The organism is Actinosynnema sp. NPDC049800, from assembly GCF_040656635.1.
Lineage (GTDB): Bacteria > Actinomycetota > Actinomycetes > Mycobacteriales > Pseudonocardiaceae > Actinosynnema.
In genome coordinates this window covers 1-18519 of sequence record NZ_JBFAMT010000067.1, presented here as the reverse complement: position 1 = coordinate 18519, position 18519 = coordinate 1, and the positions used below count along the sequence as shown (strand labels likewise).

Below are 18519 nucleotides of genomic sequence, written 5' to 3'. Positions count from 1 at the left end.
GCACGTGCCACGGGAGGTGCCGTCACGACTGGGTGAAGCGAAGCAGGTTGCCGGACGGATCGAGGAAGGCGCAGTCGCGGACGCCGCCGGGCCTGCTGATCGGTTCCTGCAGCACCTCCGCGTCCGCTGCCTCGACGTGCTCGAAGGTGGCGTCGCAGTCGTCGGTCACGAAGACCAGGCAGCCCTCGCCGGTCCGCTCGTCACCCGGCGATTCGAGCAGGACGATCCGCACGTCCGGCTGCGACGGCGGGCCGACGGCGACCCGGCGCACCCCTCCGGCGCCGTCGCGCACCTCGAACCCGAGCACGTCGCGGTAGAAGCGGAGCGCCTCGTCGAGGTCGCGAACGGCGAGGGCGAAGGACGCGAGCCTGAGGTCGACACCGGTCACGGCCGCTCCTCGCGGCCGGTGGCCAGGTAGACGACGTCCAGGTCGCGCAGTCGGTCCGGGTCGGTGTCGATGGCGATGCGGGTGATCTTCCCGTTCTCGGTGGTGAAGGCGAAGACGGCCCTCGGACTGCCGTGGTGCGACCAGACGGCCCCCGGCTCGCCCTCGACCAGCGCGAGGCGGGCGGCCTGGGCCCGGCCGGCGAAGAACGCCGCCACCGCCTCGGCCCCGCGGAGGTCGTCGACCGCGACGGCGTCGGGGTCGAGCAGGGCGAGCAGGGCGGCGAAGTCCCCGTTCCGGGAGGCGGCGAGGAACGCGGCGACGATCTCCCGCTTCCCCGACCGCGCGGCGGCGGAGGTCTCGGCCGTGCCCTGGACCCGGCGCCGGGCCCGGCTGGCGAGCTGCCGGGCGGCGGCCGGCGAGCGGTCGATGATCGGGCCGATCTCGCCGAACGGCACGGCGAAGACGTCGTGCAGGACGAACGCGAGCCGCTCGACCGGCGTCAGGGTGTCCAGCACGACCGTCAGCGCGACACCGACCGAATCGGCGAGCACCGCCTCCTCCTCGGGGCCTGCCCGGTCGGCCGCGTGCGGCGTCTCGGGCTCCGGCGGCAGCGCGCCGGCCGAGTCCTCGGGCCGGGACCGGCGTGCTTCGAGCACGTTCAGGCAGACCCGGGCGACGACCGTGGTCAGCCACCCGCCGAGGTTCTCCACCCGGCTGGTGTCGGCGCGGCTGACCCGCAGCCACGCCTCCTGCACCGCGTCCTCGGCCTCGCCCGGTGAGCCGAGCATCCGGTTGGCGATCGCCCGCAGGCGGCCCTGGTGCTCGGCGAACCGCTCGCTCAGCCAGTCCCGCTCGACCATTCGTCACACTCCCCGCTCTCGACCTGTCATACCGGTTGACCGGCGGAGCAGCGCCGATGTGACACCCGGGCCGGGCCCGGGGCGGCGAGCCCGCCGGTCCGAGCAGCGGACACAGCGCAACCACCTGGAGACAAGCATGCAAGCGCACGTCACCGCGATCCTCCTCGGCGTCGGGGACCTGGACCGGTCCAAGAGGTTCTACGGGGAAGGGCTCGGTTGGGAGGTCAAGGACGACTACGGCGTCTCGGTGTTCTACGAGTCGGACGGCAGCTCGCTCGTCGGCTTCTACCGGCGCGAGGGCCTGGCCGAGCAGGTCGGCACGAGCCCGGAGGGCACCGGCTTCAGCGGGGTCGTCCTCACGTACGTGGTCCGCGCCCAGTCGCGGGTCGACGAGGTCATCGCGGAGGCCGAGCAGGCGGGCGCCACGATCCTCAAGCCTGCCGGCGCCCTGCCGTGGGGTGGGTACGGCGGCACCTTCGCGGACCCGGACGGCTACGTCTGGAGCGTCGCCCACAGCGCCAGGGGAGCGGACCAGCACTACGCCGAGTAGCCGCCGGGAGCGGCCCTGACCGGCGCCGGCGAGCGGGGTCCGGTGTCGGCGCGTGATCGCGTCGGCGCCGAACCCCCGGCGGCGACGGGTCCGGTCGCGTCCGTCCGGGTACGGTGTCGACCGTGGTGGCGGACGTCGGCAGGACCCCTCGGGCGGAGCAGGTCGGAGCTACGCGGCAGCAGATCCTCACCACCGCGGAGCGGCTGTTCGCCGAGCAGGGCCTGTACGCGGTGTCCAACCGGCAGATCAGCGCCGCCGCGGGGCAGGGGAACAACACCGCCGTCGGCTACCACTTCGGCGCGAAGGCCGACCTCGTCCGGGCGATCATGCTCCGGCACACGTCCCGCATCGAGTCGTTGCGCCACGACGCGGTGGCCGCCGTCGCCGGGTCGCGCGAGGTGCGGGACTGGGTGGCCTGCCTGGTCCGCCCGGTGACCACCTACCTGGCCTCGGCGGGCGGCCCGACCTGGTTCGCCCGGTTCAGCGCCCAGGTCATGACCGACCCCGTGTTCCGGGTGGTCCTGGCGGAGGAGGCGCTGGCCGAGGACTCGTTGCGGCACGTGGTGGACAACCTGATCGGCCTGCTGCCCGACATGCCCGCCGACGTGCGCGAGGACCGCGCCGCCATGGTCCGGCACCTGATCGTGCACGTGTGCGCCGAGCGCGAGCGCGCCCTCGCCGAGGGGACCGCGACGCCGAGGTCCACCTGGGACGAGGCCGCGACCGGCCTGATCGACGCGATCACCGGCCTGTGGACGGCCCCGTACACCGCCGGCCCCGAACGTCGCGGGTAGCAGGCCTTCCCGCTGCGCGTTCGACCCATCACGTTGCGTCGCGCCCCGATCGCCGGCAGTCTTAAGTCAGTTGATTGACTCAAGTCTGAAGGAGGCGGTTGCCGTGGCGCTCGGGGACACCGACCACGTGCTGGACTACCCGATCCCGAGTCCGGCCGCGCTGGAGCCGCCCGCGGAGTGGGCCGAGCTGCGGCAGGGGTGCCCGGTCGCGCACGTCCGGCTGCCCAGCGGCGACCGGGCGTCGCTGCTGACCCGCTACGACGACGTCAAGCAGGTGCTGTCCGACCCGAGGTTCACCCGCAACCTCGACGCGCCCGACGCGGCCCGGATCTCGGCGAACGAGTCCGGCGGCGTGTTCAACAGCGGCCTGGGCAACGCCCTGCCCGAGGAGTACCACCAGCAGTGGCGGCGCATGGTCGGCAAGTGGTTCACCGCCAAGCGCATGACGGCGCTGCGGCCCGGCATCGAGGCGATGGCCGAGCGGTTGATCGACGAGATGGTGGCGGACGGCGCGCCCGCCGACCTGAAGTCGGCGCTCGGCTTCCCGCTGCCGGTGTGGGTCATCTGCGACATGCTCGGCGTGCCGGAGAGCGACCGGGACAAGTTCGCCTACTGGTCGAACACGCTGCTCAGCCTCACCCGCTACACGCAGGCCGAGATCGACGCCGCGCAGGCCGAGTTCGCCGCCTACATGAGCGCCCACATCGCCGCGACCAGGGCGGACCCCGGTGACGACCTGATCAGCGAGCTGATCGCCGCCGCGGTCGACGCCGGGCACGTCATGCCGGACGAGGCCCTGCTGGCCACCTCGCAGGGCCTGCTGGTGGCCGGGCACGAGACCACGGCCAACATGATCGGCAAGATGGTCGGGATGCTCCTGGCCGACCGGACGCGGTGGGAGGCGCTGCTGGCCGACCCCACCCTGGTGCGCACGGCGGTGGAGGAGGCGTTGCGCGCCGACGCCAACCCCGGGTTCGGCATCCCGCGCTACATCACCGAGGACGCCGAGGTCGGCGGCGCCGTCATCCCGCGCGGCACGACCGTCGTGTGCAACCTGGCCGCGGCCAACCGGGACGAGCACGCCTTCGCCGACGCCGACGGGCTCGACCTGGCCCGCACCCCGAACGCGCACCTGGCGTTCGGCGCGGGCGCGCACTCGTGCCTCGGGCAGTCGTTGGCCCGCACCGAGCTCCAGGCCGTGCTGGACGTGCTGCTGCGCCGCCTGCCGACGCTGGAACTGGCCGTGCCCGCGACCGGGCTGGCGCGCGTCGACGGCCTGGTCGTCGGCGGGCTCCAGGAACTGCCCGTCCGCTGGTGACGGACCGACGAACCGAAGGAGTGCGACCGATGAAGGTCTCCGTGGACGAGGACAAGTGCTGCGGGGCGGGCTCGTGCGTGCTGGCCGCGCCCGACGTGTTCGACCAGCGGGACGAGGACGGCGTGGTCGTGCTGCTCGACCCCGAACCCGCCGAGCACCTGCACGCCGCGGTCCGCGAGGCGGCCGACGTGTGCCCGGCGGCGGCGATCCTGCTGGGTGACCGGGCGTGACTGAGGTGTCCGACGTGCTCGTCGTCGGCGCCTCGGCGGCCGGCCTGGCCACTGCGGAAGCTTTGCGCCGCAAGGGTTTCACCGGCGGGTTGACCCTGCTCGGCGACGAGGCGCACCCGCCGTACGATCGGCCGCCGCTGTCCAAGCAGGTCCTCGCCGGCGCCTGGGAGCCCGAACGCGCCCAGCTGCGCGGCCCGGACTTGTTCGAGGAGTTGGGCGCGACGCACCTGCCGGGCGACCCGGCGGTGTCCTTGGACCCGGCCACGCGCGCCGTCCGCACCGCGTCCGGGGCCGTGCTGCGGGCCGACGCCGTGGTCGTCGCCACCGGCGTGCGGCCGAGGACCCTGCCCGACCAGGGCGGGTTGGGCGGTGTGCACGTGCTGCGCACCGTGGACGACGCGGTGGCGTTGCGGGCCGACCTGCTCGCCGCCGAACGGCTCGTGGTCGTCGGCGACGGCGTGCTCGGCGCGGAGGTCGCCGCCACGGCGCGCGGCCTCGGCCTGGACGTCACCCTCGCCGGGCCGCAGGCCGCACCCCTGGCCGCCCAGCTGGGACCGCTCGCGTCCGGCCTGCTCGCCGACCTGCACGCGGGGAACGGCGTGCGGCTGCGGCTCGGGGCCGCCGTGCTCGGCCTGACCGGGCGGGACGGGCGCGTGACCGGCGTGCGGTCGGCCACTGGCGACGTCCTGCCGGCCGACGTGGTCGTGGTCGCGCTGGGCGCCGTCCCCAACACCGACTGGCTGCTCGACAGCGGACTCCGGCTCGACAACGGCGTCGTGTGCGACGCGAGGTGCCGTGCCGCGGACGGCGTCTACGCGGTCGGCGACGTGGCGCGGTGGCACCACGAGCACCTGGGCGCCTTGCTGCGCCTGGAGAACCGGACCAACGCCGCCGAGCAGGCCGCGGTCGTGGCCGACAACATCCTGGGCGCGGACCGCGCGTACACACCCGTGCCCTACTTCTGGACCGACCAGTTCGACGCCAAGCTCCAGGTCTTCGGCCGGTTGCCGGTCGACGCGGAGGTGTCCGTCGTGGACGGTGACGTCACCGCGCGGCGGTTCGTCGCGCTCTACGAGCAGGCCGGCGAACCCGTCGGCGTCCTCGGCTGGAACATGCCCAAACAAGCGCGACGGCTCCGGCAGAGCCTGCTCGGCCAGGTCCTCGCCCCGGGAGCACGACCATGACCGCGGAGCCCGCCGAGCTACCCCTGCCCGAGGCGGCGGGGCGCCTCTCCGACCCGCCGCCGACCTGACGCAGGGCGTGGCCGGAGCCGGAGACCGCCTACCGCACCCCGCGCCGACGGCTGCCGGACCTGCGGCTCGCGGCGGACTTCGAGCGGATCCCGGTCAAGCGCGCCGGGCTCGGCTACCGCGTCTGCGAGCTGCCCGTGAGCCGGTGACCTGAGGTCACTTCGACCAGGTGATCGGGGAGTCCTCGTAGCCGTCGCCGTTGGCGTAGCTCGCGCCCGCGACGGTCGCGCCCTCGCGGGCTCCCTGGAGCACGCACGTCTCGTACTTCGCGCCCGCCGTGGTGAAGTCCTTCTTCGCCGTCTCCGACTCGCACTGCTTCGTGTCACCGCTGATGATCACGCCGGTGCCCTTGCCGTCCGCGCCGAGCGCACGCAGGCTCAGCGAGCTGTAGGACAGGTCGGTGCCGCCGACGTTCTCCACGGTGACCCTGATGTAGAACGGGGTGATGCCCTTGGCCTTCTCGCCGAACGCGGCCAGGTCGGCGTTGGCGCCCTGGTCGATCGCCGTGACGGTGATGGCGACCGTGCCGTTCTTGTCCGAGCCGTACTTGAACGGGACCACCGCGCGCTCGCCGACCTTGAGCTTGGCGCCGGGGGCGGTGACGTCGCCGGCCGGCGCGTCGGCGGTGGTGGTGGCCGAGCTCTTCGTCGCGGCGCTCGACGTGGTCTCCTCCGTCGTCGCCTCGGTGGTGGCGGCGGGCGCGGCGGTGCCCGTGGTGGCGTCACCGCAGGCCGACAGCAGGAGCGCGAGCGCGCCCACGGAAGCGACCAGCGTGCGATTGACGTGCATGGGTGAATCTCCTCGAAGCCGAACGGCGCCGGCGTGCGCGTGCGTGACAGGGGGACGCGGCCGAAGTCGCCTCGACCGCACGGCCCCGACCGTAGCCGCACCCGGCCCTGTGCGCTGTGGTCCGTTCGTACCACAGGCGTGACCGCTGCCCGCCGCGACGACCGCAGCGGGCAACGGGGCGTTCGGGCAGGTCAGACCAGGTTCTTCTGCATCACGTCCCACTCGGTGGCGCACAGGCCGCAGTTCGGGCCGACGAACTGCGCCTTGCTCGCCTGGTCGCCCTTGAGGTGCCACTTGAGCCAGTGCCCGCCGACCCGGCCGAACTCGCCGCCGTTGGGCTGGTCGAACGTGCCGAAGTGCCCGACGTCGAGGTTGCCCATGAACGCGGGCAGCCCGGCGGGCAGCCGTCGCCAGTCGTCCATCGCGTTCTCGTAGGCGATGTCGGTCGGTCCGCCGATGAAGTAGGCGATCGGCACGCGCAGCCGCTGCAACAGGTAGTTCTGCGAGTCGTTGAGCATGCCGCTGTTCCACAGCACCGTCGTGGTCAGCCGCGGGTCGGCGGCCACCTCGTAGGTCTCGATGCCGCCGCACGACTGGCCCATCACGGCGATCTTGGTGGTGTCGATCCGGCCGTAGTACTTGCTGGTGCGCCGGGAGTTCTCGGCGATCGCCCAGTCGATGGAGTCGACGAGCATGTCCGAGTCGGTGGAGCCGCTGCCGCCCGGCCGGCCGTTCGCGATGACCAGGAAGCCGTGCGAGGCCCACTCGGTCAGGATGTTCTGGAACCACGTCCCGTCCGCGCGGCACGCGCCGTTGCCCCACGCGACGATGGGCAGCTTGACGCCCGTCGGCAGGGTGTTGGGCCGGTAGATCGTGTGGTTGGTCAACCTCAGGGTCGTCTCGTAGCCCGCGGAGTAGGGGCCGGACCCGCCCATGACGGAGGGCGGCGCCCCGGTTTCGGCCGCTGCGCCGACCGGGCCGGCGCTCGTCGCGGTCAGCACCCCGGCCAGGGCGAGGACGGTGAGAATCGCACTGCGCAATCGCATGGGTTTCTCCATCGGTGGCGTAGGTGGATTTGGTGCGGCGCAATCGGAATCTGGCGCACCGGACCCACCCGCGGCCAGCGAGGACGTGGGGGACAGGCGGAACCACCGATGTCCCGCCGACGCCACCGCCGAGGGGGCGGGGCGCTAGGCGTCGCCGCGCCGGTGGTCGTACCCATCCGGCGCCGGGAACTCCAGCACCACCTGCGTCACCTGGTCCGGCCGGGAGTCGAGCAGGTCGTAGGCCCACGCGGCGTCGGTGAACGGCACTACGTGCGACACCAACGGCCGCAGCAGCACGTCTTGCGCCACCGCCAGGTCGATGACGGTGGCGTTGAGCCGCTCGCGGTCCCACCGGTGCGCGAGACCGGGCGCGACGCCGGAGATCTGCGAGCAGACCAGGTCGACCCGGTTGTGGTGGAACTCCTCGCCGAGGAACAGGCCGCGCGCCTCGCCCTGGTGGAAGCCGCCCGTGACGACGCGCGCGTTGTAGGCGACCGTGCGGACGGCCTCGTGCAGCGCCTTGGGGTTGCCGCTCACCTCCAGGGCGACGTCCGCGCCGCGACCGGACGTCAACGCGCGGACCTGCTCGGCGATCCCGCCCTCGCGGGCGTCCAGCGCCACGTCCGCGCCCAGCGCCCGGGCGAGCTCCAGCCGGTCCGGGAGCGGGTCGACGCCGATCACCCGCGCGCCGTTGCGCCGGGCGAGTTGCGCGACGATCTGCCCCACCACGCCGAGGCCGAACACCACGACCGTCTCGCCGACGTGGATGTCGGCGTCCAGCACGACGTTGAGCGCGACCGAGCCGATGTGGCTGAAGATCCCCAGCACCGGGTCCGCCGCCGGGTCGAGCACCCGTGCCGCCGCGTACCCCTCCTCCACCACGGTGCCCGAGCGGTGCCCCCACACGCCCCACACGACCTGGCCGGGCCGGACCGCGGTGACCTCGCCGCCGACCTCGACCACCTCGCCGACCTCCTCGTAGCCCACCACGGTCGGGTACGCGACCGCCGGCCGACCCGGCACGAACAGGCGCGTGTCGGGATCCCACGTCTTCACCAGGTGCGCGTTGGTGCCGCGGTACTGGGTCAGCTCCGTGCCCGCCGAGATCCCCGAGTACAGCGTGCGCAGGCGGACGCCGGTCGCGTGCAGCGGCGGGTCGGGTTCCTCCGTGATCGAGACGCATCCGGGCGCGTCCAGCCGCACTACCGTTCCCATCGCCGCCCTTCCGGTTCACGCGCGAGGACGTCCAGCAGGAGCGCCGCCGTCCAGCTGAAGTGGTCGGAGCCGAGACCTTCGCCGGTCACCGGGTGGAAGTACTCCCGGAACCCGGCGCCGGAGACCAGGCCGACCATGTCGGACGCCAGCCGTTCGGCGTGGCGGGTCTCGCCGTGCGCGAGCAGCGCCCGCCACAACAACCACGTGGTGTTCAGCCACGTCGGTCCGCGCCAGTACCGGCGCGGGTCGGCGTCGGGCGCGGTGAGGTCGTAGCTGGGCACGCCGCGCACGCCCGGAGCCGCGAACGCCGGCCCGGTGAGCGTCGCCAGCAGCGCCGACCGGTGCCCGCCGGGCAGCAGCAGCGGCACGAGGCCGGACACCGTGCGCTTGGCGAGCCGGCGCCCGGTGCGCGCGTCGAGCGCCACGTAGCACCCCAGCACCGGGTCGAACAGCCGGGTGTGGAGCTGGTGCGCCAACTCCCGCGCCCGCTCGACGTGCCGGCCCGGGTCGACGCCGACGCGCCGGGCGAGCGTCGCCAACGCGTGCTCCGACCAGGCGAGCACCGCGCAGAACAACGGGTCCACGGCGCAGAACGGCAGGCTGAGCAGGTCGTCGTCGGCGTAACCGCGGTCGCGGTAGGCGGCGACGATGCCCATGTAACGCGCGTAGTCGTCGTCCGTCGGCCGGTGCCCGGCGTCGGCGTGGCGCAGGTCGCGCCGCAGGACCGTGATGTCGTCGGCCAGGCCGGGGTCGACCGCGCCGAGCGGCTCGTCCCACGCCGGGCTGTTGTCCAGCCCCGACTCCCACGGGTGCACGATGCCGACCAGCCCGGACGCCACGCGTCGCCGCTCGAACAGGTAGTCGTGCGAGCGCGCGAGCCGCGGGTACAGGCGCCGGACGGCCGCGTCGGTGGCCTGACCGGGGTGGCGTTCGGCGACGGCGAGCACGGCGGCGGCGTGCACCGGCGGCTGGACCAGGCCCGTGGTCGGCACACCGGCCGGTGGCCCGTGCCGCGGCAGCGGTCGCCAGAACGCCGGACCGGGGAAGTAGGCGTCCTCCGGCACGGCGGGGTTGAACACGATCTGCGGCACCCGCCCGTCACCCCACTGCGCGCCGTGCAACGCGGTCAGCTCCGCGAACGCCCGCCGCGGGCTCAGGTGCGCCTGGCCGATGGCGATGAACGCCGAGTCCCAGCTCCACTGGTGCGGGTAGAGCGCGCTCGTCGGCACGGTGGCCGACCCGCGCCAGTTCCGCAGCAGGGTCGCGGCGGCCTTGCGCCGCAGGTCGGCGAGGTCCGGCGCGCGTGGCTCCGGTGTCGTCCCGATGGTCACCACCTCATCCGCCCGCCTGGCGCAGCACGCCGACCGCCGCCGGTAACGCCGAGTCGGCCGGACCGGACAGCCGGCACGCGACGCTCGCCCACCCCTCGTACCCGGCGGCGTCGAGCGCCGCGAAGAGCGACGGCCAGTCGAGGTGACCCGCGCCGGGTTCGAGCCCGTTGGAGTCGGCGAGCTCGACGTGCCCGAGCCACGGCCCGGCGGCCAGCAGCGCGCCGGCGGGGTCGGCTTCCTCGATGTTCATGTGGAACGTGCCCGCCGCGACCCGCGCGGACCCCACCGCGCGGCACAGCTCCGCCGCCTGGTCGAGCGTGTTGACGGGCTGGCCCTCGTAGCGGTTGACCGGCAGCAGGCACAGCGACAAGCCCTCCCGCGCGGTCCGCTCGGCGAGGCGGCGCAGGCCGTCGGTCAGCAGGCCGTGCGCCGGCGCGCCGTGATCCGGGCTGTCCTGTGTGGACGAACGTGGCAGCGGCACCCGGCGCGCGTCGGACACCGGCACCACCACGGCCAGCGCACCCAGCGCCGCGATGGAGGACACCTGCCGATCGACGTCACCGACGTGGGGCGGCACGTCCAGGCGCACGGAAGGCATCACGACACCGTTGCCGGCCGCGCGCTCCAGCCCGGCCAGTCTGCTCGCGAACGCCTCGCCGCCCCGCGTGCGCAGCGCGATGCCGGCGAAACCCGCCGACTGCGCGAACTCCCACTTCTGCTCGATCGAGGCGCCCGGGAGCAGCTGCTCCTGACAGGCGATCTTCCACTGCGGCATGGCCGACATTAATCCCGTCATCAGTCAAAACGACAATGCGGCATCCCGATCCCGGTGCGGCCCGATCGGCGAACGGCTTGCCAACACCCCGGGTGCGGGCCCGAAGTCACGTCCGGATTGGCGGTTGTCACGGGACAAACCGGGGTGTTCAGTGGCGCCACCGAACACCCGGCCCCGGCCCGTGAGAGGTCGCGGACCGCCGGAAGGGAGCAACCATGACCCGACGTGGACTGCGCCTGCTCGCCGCCGCGGCGCCCGTCGCCCTCGTGCTGTCGGCCTGCGGCAGCGGCGATCCCGGTGGCGGGGCGGACGGACCGCTGGTCTTCTGGACCATCGAGGACACCGCCGACCGCGTGCGCGCCCAGGAACGCCTGCTGGCGCGGTTCACCGAGCGGACCGGCATCGAGACCGAGGTGGTCGCGATCGCCGAGAACCAGCTCACCACCGTGCTGACCTCGGCCGCCGCGTCCGGCGAGCTGCCCGACGTGATCGGGTCGATCTCCCTGCCGATCATGAGCCGGTTGCGCACCGACGACCTGCTCGACACCGACGCGGCCAAGCAGATCGTGGACGGCCTCGGCGCGGACACGTTCGCGCCGCAGTCGCTGGAGCTGACCCGCGAGGGCGACGCGCAGCTCGTCGTGCCCAGCGACGGGTGGGCCCAACTCCTGTTCTACCGCAAGGACCTGTTCGCCGCGGCCGGGTTGCGCCCGCCGACCAGCTACGACGCGATCCGGCAGGCCGCCGAACGGCTCGATCAGGGCGACGTCGCCGGGATCACCGCCGCCACCTCGCCCGCCGACGTGTTCACCCACCAGACGTTCGAGCACCTCGCGCTCGCCAACGGCTGCGGGCTCGTCGGGGACGACGGGCAGGTGGCGCTGCACAGCCCCGAGTGCGTCGGCGCGTTCCAGTTCTACACCGACCTGATCACCCGGCACTCGGTGGCGGGCAACCAGGACGTCGACACCACGCGCGCCACGTACTTCGCGGGCCGGTCGGCGATGGTGATCTGGTCGTCGTACCTGCTCGACGAGCTCGCCGGCCTGCGCAACGACGCGCTGCCCACGTGCCCGCAGTGCCAGGCGGACCCGACGTTCCTGGCGAGGAACACCGGCGTGGTGGCCGCGCTGAGCGGGCCCGACGGCGGCGAGCCGACCACCTTCGGCGAGACGGCGTCGTTCGCGGTGTTCAAGGACGCCGCCACGGACGACGCGAAGAAGCTCGTCGAGCACCTGATGACCGACGGGTACCGGGACTGGCTGGCCATCGCGCCCGAGGGCAAGGTGCCCGTCCGCGCGGGCACCAAGGACAACCCGCGGCAGTACGTCGAGGCGTGGCGCGCGCTCGACGTCGGCGTCGACACCAAGGCGCCGCTGTCGAAGTTCTACGACGAGGAGACGTTGCGGGTGGTGCAGGAGAGCCCGCGCAGCTTCAGCCGGTGGGGCTTCCCCCAGGGCAAAGCGGAACTCGCGGGCGCGGTCGCCGGGCAACTGGTCGTGCCCAAGGCGTTGGCCGAGGCCGTGAACGGCGGTGGAGACGCGCCCGCGGCGGCGCGCAAGGCGAGCGAGCAGGCCGCCACCCTCGCCCGGGAACTCGGCGAGTAGCGGGCCCGCGGTGGCGCGCACGCTGAGGCGGCACGACGCCCGCACCGGGTTGCTGCTGCTCACCCCGACGCTCCTGATCGTGCTCGCGGTCGTGCTCGTGCCGCTGGCCTGGTCGGTGCTGATCGCGTTCCAGCGCGTGCGGCTGATCGACGTGGGCCGCACGGGGCTGTTCGAGAAGCTCACGCTGGACAACTTCGCCCGCGTGCTCGCGTCGGACGTGCTGTGGGACAGCCTGCGGACGACGGTGGTCTACACGGCCGGCTCGACGTTCGCCGCCGTGGCGTTGGGGCTGGTCGCGGCACTGGCGGTGCGGCGACCGTTCCCCGGCCGGTCGTTCGTGCGCGCCGCGATGCTCATCCCTTACGTGGCGCCGGTCGTGGCGGTCACGTTCGTCTGGCGGGTGCTGCTCAACCCGGAGTTCGGCTTCGTCAACGGCTGGGGCAGGCGGCTGTTCGGGTGGGACGACCCGATCGCGTTCCTGTCGCGGGCACGCGGCGAGATCACCCTGTTCGGCCTCGACGTGCCGGTGCCCACGGCGCTGCTCACCGTGATCGCGTTCGAGGGCTGGCGCTACTTCCCGTTCGCGTTCCTGTTCCTGCTGGCCAGGTTGTCGGCGCTGCCGAGCGAGCAGGAGGAGGCCGCGACCGTGGACGGCGCGACGCCGACGCAGCGGTTCCGGCACATCGTGCTGCCGCAGCTGATGCCGGTGATCGCGGTGCTCGTGGTGCTGCGGACCATCTGGACGTTCAACGAGTTCGACGACGTCTTCCTGCTCACCGGCGGCGCGGCGGGCACGGAGGTGGTGAGCGTGCGGGTGTACGAGCTGCTGACCGTGCAGCGCAACGTCGGCGCCGCGGCCGCCCAGTCCGTGCTGCTGGCGTTGGTGCTGGCCGTGCTGCTGGGCGCCTACCTGTGGCTGCTGCGGCGGCGGGAAGGGGCGGGCGCATGACCCGCGACCGGTTCGAACGGGCGGTGATCGCCGTGCTGCGGCCGGTGGTGATCGGGTGCCTCCTGATCGCCACGCTGCTGCCGTTCTACGCCATGCTGGTGCTGTCGGTGCGGCCGATCGAGGACCTGGTGCGGCGGCCGGACTCGCTGCTGCCCGACCTCGGCGAGCTGACCCTGGCCACGTACGTCGACGTGCTGCGGCCCGTGGCGCGGGGCGGTCAGGGGTTCCTGAGCCTGCTGGGCAACAGCGCCGTCGTGGCCACGGCGTCGGTGGCGCTGGCGCTGGCGATCGCGATCCCCGGCGCGTACGCGGTGAGCAGGCTGGAGTTCTTCGGCAGGCGGCACGTCAGCTCGCTGTTCCTGGCGGTGTACCTGTTCCCCGGCATCGTGCTGGCGATCCCGCTGTTCGTGCTGCTCACCCGGATGCAGCTGCGCGGCTCGCTGGTCGGACTGGTGCTGGTCTACATCGCGCAGACCGTGCCCGTGGCGATCTACATGCTCAAGAACTACTTCGACACGATCCCGGCGAGCGTCGAGGAGGCGGGTCTGGTCGACGGCCTGAGCCGGGTCGGCGTCATCCGGCGGATCAGCCTGCCGCTGGCCCTGCCGTCGGTGATCGCGACCGGCATCTTCGTGTTCATGATCGCCTGGAACGAGTTCCTGTTCGCCCTGCTCTTCCTGGTCGAACGGCGCGACAGCTGGACCGTCTCGCTCGGGCTCGCGCAGCTGTCGGGCAGCATCGAGATCCCCACCACCGTGCTCATGGCCGGGTCGGTCGTGATCACGGTGCCGGTGGTGCTGCTGTTCTTCCTGACCGAACGGCTACTCTCACAAGGGCTGACCAGCGGCGCGGAGAAGGGCTGAACGCGGTGGTGGCAGCGGGTCCGACACCTCTGGCGAGGAGGGAATCCCGGGTGGGGCGCAGCGGGTTCACGGCGTCACCGGGCGAGATCCTCGCGCTGGTCCGGTCCGGTCGGGTGAAGACCCGCAAGGACCTGCAGGAACTCACCGGCCTGTCGCGCTCCACGGTCGCGCTGCGGCTCAGCCAGCTCATCTCCGCCGGGTACATCCGGGCGGTCGAGCAGCGGCGCGGCACGGCGGGCCGGCCGGCCGAGGTGCTGTCGTTCGAGGAGAGCGACAAGCTGGTGCTGGCGGCCGATCTCGGCGCGACGCACGCGCGGTTCGCGTTGACCGACGCGGGCGGGCGGATGCTGGGCGAGCGCACCGAGGACCTGCTGATCGGCCAGGACCCCGACGTGGTGCTGAAGCTCGTGATCCGGCGGTGCCGCGAGCTGCTGAAGAGCGCCGGCCGGGATCGGGCCACGCTCGCCGGGGTCGGCGTGGGGCTGCCCGCGCCCGTCCACTTCCGGACCGGGCGGCCCGTGCAGCCGCCGATCATGCCCGGCTGGCACGGGACCGCGGTGGCGAAGACGCTCGCCGACGCCCTGGGGTGCCCGGCGTTCGTGGACAACGACGCCAACCTGCTGGGGCTGGGCGAGGTCCGCGAGCACTACCCGGACGTGGACAACCTGCTGTTCGTGAAGGTGGGCACCGGGATCGGGGCCGGGGTGATCCTCGGCGGGCGGCCCGAGCGGGGCTCGACCGGCCAGGGCGGGGACATCGGCCACATCCGGATCGCCCGGCCGGTGGACGGCGCGCGGTGCCGGTGCGGCGCGACCGGTTGCCTGGCCGCGCACGCGAGCGGGGCGGCGCTGGCCCGTCAGCTCGCCGAACGGGGGATCGAGGCGCGGACCAGCCGTGACGTCGTGCGCCTCGTGCTGGAGGGCAACGCGGACGCGATCACGTTGGTCCGGGACGCGGGCCTGCTGCTGGGCGAGGTGCTGGCGACGGCGGTGGCGCTGCTCAACCCGACCGTCGTGGTGATCGGCGGCGACCTCGCGCTCACCCGCGAGCACCTCCTCATCGCGGTGCGCGAGCGGCTGTACGAGCGGACCGTGTCGGCGTTGACCAGCAGCTTGGCGGTCGTGCAGAGCCGGCTCGGCGACCGGGCGGGTGTGCACGGGGCGCGGCACATGGTGATCGACCAGGTCTTCTCGGCCGAGGCGGTCGACGCGCGGCTCGCGCCGGAGGGCTGACCGCGGCCGGCGCCGCCGACCGGGGCTCGGGCGGAGCGCTGCTGCGGCTCGTGGCTGAAGGCCGACGAGGGCCCGGTACGTCGAAAGCCGGGCGATTTCTCGAGATCGAGGGAGAGCGATGCCTGCTATCAGTCGGACCACCTGCGCCGGGCGACCGGCCTGGTTGGTGCGCACGGCGTGGAACGCGATGCTGCTGTCCGTCGCGGACGGTGGGGCGTTGGTGCTCGACCACTGGGGCGGCGACGGCGGTGGTCTGGGTGGTGATTCGTACCTGCCGCACACGCCGTGGAACCGGCCGTCGCAGGCCCACTTCCTCGACGGCGTGCCGCTGGCGTACTCGGTGCACGGCGACCGGGCGTTCAAGGAGCCGGGTCTGGTGGTGGTCCGGGAGGACGGGTCGTCGGTGTCGCGGCTGTCGTTGCGCGAGGACCACGTCGAGGACGACGTGCTGCGGCTCGTGTTCGAGGACCCGGGTTCGGGTCTCGTGGTGGAGCACCGGTTCGAGGCGGTGGTCGAGCACGGCGTCGTGGTGCGTGACGTGCGGGTGGAGAACCGGGGCGCGGCGCCGTTGCGGGTGGAGCGCATCGCCAGCGCCGTGCTCGGCCTGCCTCCCGCGCGCTACGAGTCGTGGACGCTGCACGGCCGGTGGGGTGACGAGTACCAGCTGACCCGACGCGAGCTGACGCCGGGCAAGGTGGTGGCCGAGAGCCGGCGTGGGTTCACCAGCCACGAAGCCAACCCCTGGTTCGCGCTCGGCAGGGTGGGGGAGGAGGGGCCGGTCTGGTTCGGGGCGTTGGCGTGGAGCGGCAACTGGTCGATCGTGTTCGAGACCGAGCGCAACGACGCGCTGCACGTGGTCGCGGGCGTGAACCCGTTCGACTCCGCCTGGCACCTCGAACCGGGCGAGGGCTTCCGCACCCCGTCGCTGGTGTGCGGGCACAGCGACGGCGGTCTCGACGGGGCCGCCCGGCTGATGCACCGCTACCAGCGCGACCACGTGCTGCCCGCACGGCACCGCGACACGCCGCCGCCCGTGCACTACAACACCTGGCTGGCGACGTCGTTCGACGTGGAGGTGGGTCACCAGGTCCGGCTCGCCAGGCGGGCGGCCGAGCTCGGGGTCGAGTTGTTCGTCGTGGACGACGGCTGGTTCGCGGGGCGGACCGACGACCACGCCGGGCTCGGTGACTGGGTGGTCGACCCGGTGAAGTTCCCCGAGGGCTTGGGCGAGTTGATCGACGAGGTGCACGGGCTGGGGATGAAGTTCGGGATCTGGTTGGAACCCGAGATGGTCAACCCGGACAGCGACCTCCACCGCGCCCACCCGGACTGGGTGCTGCACCTGCCGGACCGCGAGACCACGTTGTCCCGCAACCAACTCGTGCTCAACTGCGCTCGGGACGACGTGAGGGAGGGCGTGTTCGAGAGGGTGCGCGCGCTGTTGGGCGAACACCGGATCGACTTCGTCAAGTGGGACCACAACCGGCCGTACACGGAGGTGGGCTGGCCCCAGGCGCCGGTGGCGCGGCGGCGCGAGGTGTGGGTGCGTCACGTCCGGGGTGTCTACGAGGTGATCGGGCGGTTGCGCGCGGAGTTCCCCGACCTGATGGTCGAGACGTGCGCGGGCGGGGGTGGGCGGGCTGATCTGGGCATCCTCGGTGTGGCCGACCTGGCGCAGGTCAGCGACAACACCGACCCGTCGGACCGGTTGCGGGTGCAGTACGGGTTCAGCCGTGCCTACGCGCCGAGGGCGATGGTCGGGTGGGTGGCCGACGCGCCGGAGCCGACCACCGGCCGCACCAGCCCGGCGGAGTTCCGGTTCCACGTCGCGATGCAGGGCGTGTTGGGGATCTCCGGCGACATCCTGGGGTGGGGTGAGGAGGAGCGGGCGCGGGCGGCGGGGCTGATCGCCGAGTACAAGCGGCTGCGGCCGACGATTCACGACGGTGACCAGCACTGGCTCGTGCCGCCGTCGGACACCGGGCCGTGCGCGGTGCAGTACGTGTCCCGTGACCGGGGTGAGGTGGTGGTGTTCGTGTACCAGGTGCGCGGGGCTGTGGGGGAGGGGCCGCGTCGGATCCGGTTGCGGGGGTTGGACGCCGAGCGGCGTTACCGGCGTGCGGGGGACGGGCTCGTGACGACCGGGGCGGCGTTGATGGCGGTGGGTCTGCCTTCGGCGTTCCCGCCGCCGCCCGCGCCCGGGCACACCGAGGACTGGCGGAGTCGGATCGAGGTCTGGCGCGGGGTGGAGGCGACGTGATGAAGGTGGCGTTGATCGGGACCGGGTACATCGCGGGTCGGCACGCGGCGGCGTTGGCCGGGTTAGGGGTTGAGATCGTCGGTCACGTCGGGCGGTCCGGGGTTGAGCAGGCGGCGGCGCGGTGGGGTGGTCGGGCGTACCGGGACACTGCCGGGTTGCTGGCCCGGGAAGAGGTGGACGCGGCGTGGATCTGCGTTCCGCCGGCGGCCCACGGGGAGATCGAGCACGCGCTCATCGAGGCCGGGGTGCCGTTCTACGTCGAGAAGCCGATCGGGACGGACGTGGTCGGGCCGCGTCGGGTGGAGGCGGGGTTGCGGGACAGGGGGGTGATGGCCTGCGCCGGCTACTACTGGCGGGGGATGGAGGTGATCCCCGAGCTGCGCCGGATGCTCGCCGAGACGCCGCCGCACCTGGTGCGGGCCGCGTGGCACGGGCTGGTGCCGCCGGCGCCGTGGTGGCGGGTCGAGGCGGAGAGCGGTGGGCAGGTGGTCGAGCAGGCCACGCACTTGTTCGACCTGGCGCGTTTCCTGCTCGGGGAGGCGGAGGTGGTGCACGCGGTGGCGCGGCGTTCGGAGCTCGTGGACCAGCCCGGGTTGGACGTGGCGACGGTGAGCGCGGCGACGCTCGCGTTCGGCTCGGGGGCGGTGGGGGTGTTCACGGCGACCTGTGTCCTGCACGGCACTGTGGACGCTGGGATCGAGTTCTTCTGCGAGGGGCGGAAGGTGACGTTGTCGAGCAAGGCGTTGAGGTGGGAGGACGCCGAGGGCGGCCACGAACTCCCCGTCGGCCGCGACCCGCTGGTGATCGCGGATGAACGGTTCCTGAGCGCGGTGCGGCACCAGGACCCGAGCCTGCTGGTGTGCGACTACGCCGACGCCGTGCGCACCCAAGAACTCTGCTGCACGGTGCGAGACCTGGCCGGCTGACCGGCCCTCGCGTGTTGAACGCTCAGGGTGGTGGTTGGGGCCGGCTCGATTTGACATGGGGCCCTTACGGGCACCCCAGGCAGGCCGAAGCCGGGCAGGCCTGGCGGGAAAAGCGTCCGCCAAGCCTGCCCGGCTT

Annotated in this window: 18 protein-coding genes; 11 read left to right on the top strand and 7 right to left on the bottom strand. The window is 73.1% G+C overall.

All coding sequences use genetic code 11. From position 1 onward, the window contains the following. Positions 1-22: 22 nt before the first annotated feature. Positions 23-388, bottom strand: coding sequence for a VOC family protein (locus AB0I91_RS39520; protein ID WP_498778451.1), 366 nt, complete (start codon positions 386-388; stop codon positions 23-25). Beyond that, positions 385-1248, bottom strand: coding sequence for a sigma-70 family RNA polymerase sigma factor (locus tag AB0I91_RS39515; protein WP_498778450.1), 864 nt, complete (start codon positions 1246-1248; stop codon positions 385-387). Before AB0I91_RS39515 ends, AB0I91_RS39520 begins: the two co-directional genes overlap by 4 nt. Before the next feature lie 136 nt (positions 1249-1384). Here AB0I91_RS39515 and AB0I91_RS39510 point away from each other — a divergent pair, with 136 nt between their 5' ends. From AB0I91_RS39510 to AB0I91_RS39490, 5 genes are all read left to right on the top strand, one after another. Continuing rightward, positions 1385-1798 carry a VOC family protein gene (locus AB0I91_RS39510; RefSeq protein WP_498778449.1) on the top strand — a complete coding sequence of 138 codons (414 nt, stop codon included), beginning with the start codon at positions 1385-1387 and terminating at the stop codon, positions 1796-1798. A 113-nt stretch (positions 1799-1911) separates the two neighbouring features. Beyond that, positions 1912-2592 carry a TetR/AcrR family transcriptional regulator gene (locus tag AB0I91_RS39505; protein WP_498778448.1) on the top strand — a complete coding sequence of 227 codons (681 nt, stop codon included), beginning with the start codon at positions 1912-1914 and terminating at the stop codon, positions 2590-2592. 103 nt (positions 2593-2695) lie between these two features. After that, positions 2696-3910: a cytochrome P450 gene (locus AB0I91_RS39500; protein ID WP_499617448.1), complete on the top strand. Its 1215-nt coding sequence runs from the start codon at positions 2696-2698 to the stop codon at positions 3908-3910. A 29-nt stretch (positions 3911-3939) separates the two neighbouring features. Further along, positions 3940-4140 (top strand): ferredoxin, encoded by a 201-nt coding sequence (locus AB0I91_RS39495; RefSeq protein WP_053719766.1) that lies wholly within the window; start codon positions 3940-3942, stop codon positions 4138-4140. Next, positions 4137-5324, top strand: coding sequence for an NAD(P)/FAD-dependent oxidoreductase (locus AB0I91_RS39490; RefSeq protein WP_498778446.1), 1188 nt, complete (start codon positions 4137-4139; stop codon positions 5322-5324). The genes AB0I91_RS39495 and AB0I91_RS39490 overlap by 4 nt, the downstream gene beginning before the upstream one ends. Positions 5325-5546: 222 nt before the next feature. Here the strand turns inward: AB0I91_RS39490 and AB0I91_RS39485 are convergent, their stop codons facing one another. From AB0I91_RS39485 to AB0I91_RS39465, 5 genes are all read right to left on the bottom strand, one after another. After that, positions 5547-6179, bottom strand: a complete 633-nt coding sequence (locus AB0I91_RS39485; RefSeq protein ID WP_499641449.1) for a hypothetical protein — start codon at positions 6177-6179, stop codon at positions 5547-5549. Between the two features lie 191 nt (positions 6180-6370). Further along, positions 6371-7225, bottom strand: a complete 855-nt coding sequence (locus tag AB0I91_RS39480; protein WP_498778444.1) for a poly(ethylene terephthalate) hydrolase family protein — start codon at positions 7223-7225, stop codon at positions 6371-6373. A gap of 144 nt (positions 7226-7369) precedes the next feature. Continuing rightward, positions 7370-8440, bottom strand: a complete 1071-nt coding sequence (locus AB0I91_RS39475) for a zinc-dependent alcohol dehydrogenase (RefSeq protein ID WP_498778443.1) — start codon at positions 8438-8440, stop codon at positions 7370-7372. Continuing rightward, positions 8428-9771 (bottom strand): MGH1-like glycoside hydrolase domain-containing protein, encoded by a 1344-nt coding sequence (locus AB0I91_RS39470; protein ID WP_499641447.1) that lies wholly within the window; start codon positions 9769-9771, stop codon positions 8428-8430. The genes AB0I91_RS39475 and AB0I91_RS39470 overlap by 13 nt, the downstream gene beginning before the upstream one ends. A gap of 4 nt (positions 9772-9775) precedes the next feature. Beyond that, positions 9776-10567 carry a TIM barrel protein gene (locus AB0I91_RS39465; RefSeq protein WP_499641445.1) on the bottom strand — a complete coding sequence of 264 codons (792 nt, stop codon included), beginning with the start codon at positions 10565-10567 and terminating at the stop codon, positions 9776-9778. A gap of 194 nt (positions 10568-10761) precedes the next feature. Here AB0I91_RS39465 and AB0I91_RS39460 point away from each other — a divergent pair, with 194 nt between their 5' ends. From AB0I91_RS39460 to AB0I91_RS39435, 6 genes are all read left to right on the top strand, one after another. Continuing rightward, complete coding sequence (locus AB0I91_RS39460; RefSeq protein ID WP_499641443.1) at positions 10762-12153, top strand: ABC transporter substrate-binding protein; 1392 nt, start codon at positions 10762-10764, stop codon at positions 12151-12153. A gap of 10 nt (positions 12154-12163) precedes the next feature. Continuing rightward, complete coding sequence (locus AB0I91_RS39455) at positions 12164-13102, top strand: carbohydrate ABC transporter permease (protein WP_499617432.1); 939 nt, start codon at positions 12164-12166, stop codon at positions 13100-13102. Continuing rightward, a complete protein-coding gene (locus AB0I91_RS39450; RefSeq protein ID WP_499617430.1) occupies positions 13099-13965 on the top strand; it encodes a carbohydrate ABC transporter permease in 867 nt (288 codons plus the stop codon). Before AB0I91_RS39455 ends, AB0I91_RS39450 begins: the two co-directional genes overlap by 4 nt. Before the next feature lie 50 nt (positions 13966-14015). Further along, entirely contained in the window at positions 14016-15197 is a 1182-nt protein-coding gene (locus AB0I91_RS39445; RefSeq protein ID WP_499641441.1) for an ROK family protein, read from the top strand. A 118-nt stretch (positions 15198-15315) separates the two neighbouring features. Continuing rightward, positions 15316-17457 carry an alpha-galactosidase gene (locus AB0I91_RS39440; RefSeq protein ID WP_499641439.1) on the top strand — a complete coding sequence of 714 codons (2142 nt, stop codon included), beginning with the start codon at positions 15316-15318 and terminating at the stop codon, positions 17455-17457. After that, positions 17457-18383, top strand: coding sequence for a Gfo/Idh/MocA family protein (locus tag AB0I91_RS39435; protein WP_499617420.1), 927 nt, complete (start codon positions 17457-17459; stop codon positions 18381-18383). The genes AB0I91_RS39440 and AB0I91_RS39435 overlap by 1 nt, the downstream gene beginning before the upstream one ends. Positions 18384-18519: the final 136 nt, after the last annotated feature.

Bases quoted from the DNA above. Each gene is read 5' to 3' on its own strand.
- AB0I91_RS39515 (WP_498778450.1), bottom strand. From the start codon at position 1,248: ATGGTCGAGCGGGACTGGCTGAGCGAGCGGTTCGCCGAGCACCAGGGC.
- AB0I91_RS39510 (WP_498778449.1), top strand. From the start codon at position 1,385: ATGCAAGCGCACGTCACCGCGATCCTCCTCGGCGTCGGGGACCTGGAC.
- AB0I91_RS39495 (WP_053719766.1), top strand. From the start codon at position 3,940: ATGAAGGTCTCCGTGGACGAGGACAAGTGCTGCGGGGCGGGCTCGTGC.
- AB0I91_RS39485 (WP_499641449.1), bottom strand. From the start codon at position 6,179: ATGCACGTCAATCGCACGCTGGTCGCTTCCGTGGGCGCGCTCGCGCTC.
- AB0I91_RS39480 (WP_498778444.1), bottom strand. From the start codon at position 7,225: ATGCGATTGCGCAGTGCGATTCTCACCGTCCTCGCCCTGGCCGGGGTG.
- AB0I91_RS39475 (WP_498778443.1), bottom strand. From the start codon at position 8,440: ATGGGAACGGTAGTGCGGCTGGACGCGCCCGGATGCGTCTCGATCACG.
- AB0I91_RS39465 (WP_499641445.1), bottom strand. From the start codon at position 10,567: ATGACGGGATTAATGTCGGCCATGCCGCAGTGGAAGATCGCCTGTCAG.
- AB0I91_RS39460 (WP_499641443.1), top strand. From the start codon at position 10,762: ATGACCCGACGTGGACTGCGCCTGCTCGCCGCCGCGGCGCCCGTCGCC.
- AB0I91_RS39450 (WP_499617430.1), top strand. From the start codon at position 13,099: ATGACCCGCGACCGGTTCGAACGGGCGGTGATCGCCGTGCTGCGGCCG.
- AB0I91_RS39440 (WP_499641439.1), top strand. From the start codon at position 15,316: ATGCCTGCTATCAGTCGGACCACCTGCGCCGGGCGACCGGCCTGGTTG.
- AB0I91_RS39435 (WP_499617420.1), top strand. From the start codon at position 17,457: ATGAAGGTGGCGTTGATCGGGACCGGGTACATCGCGGGTCGGCACGCG.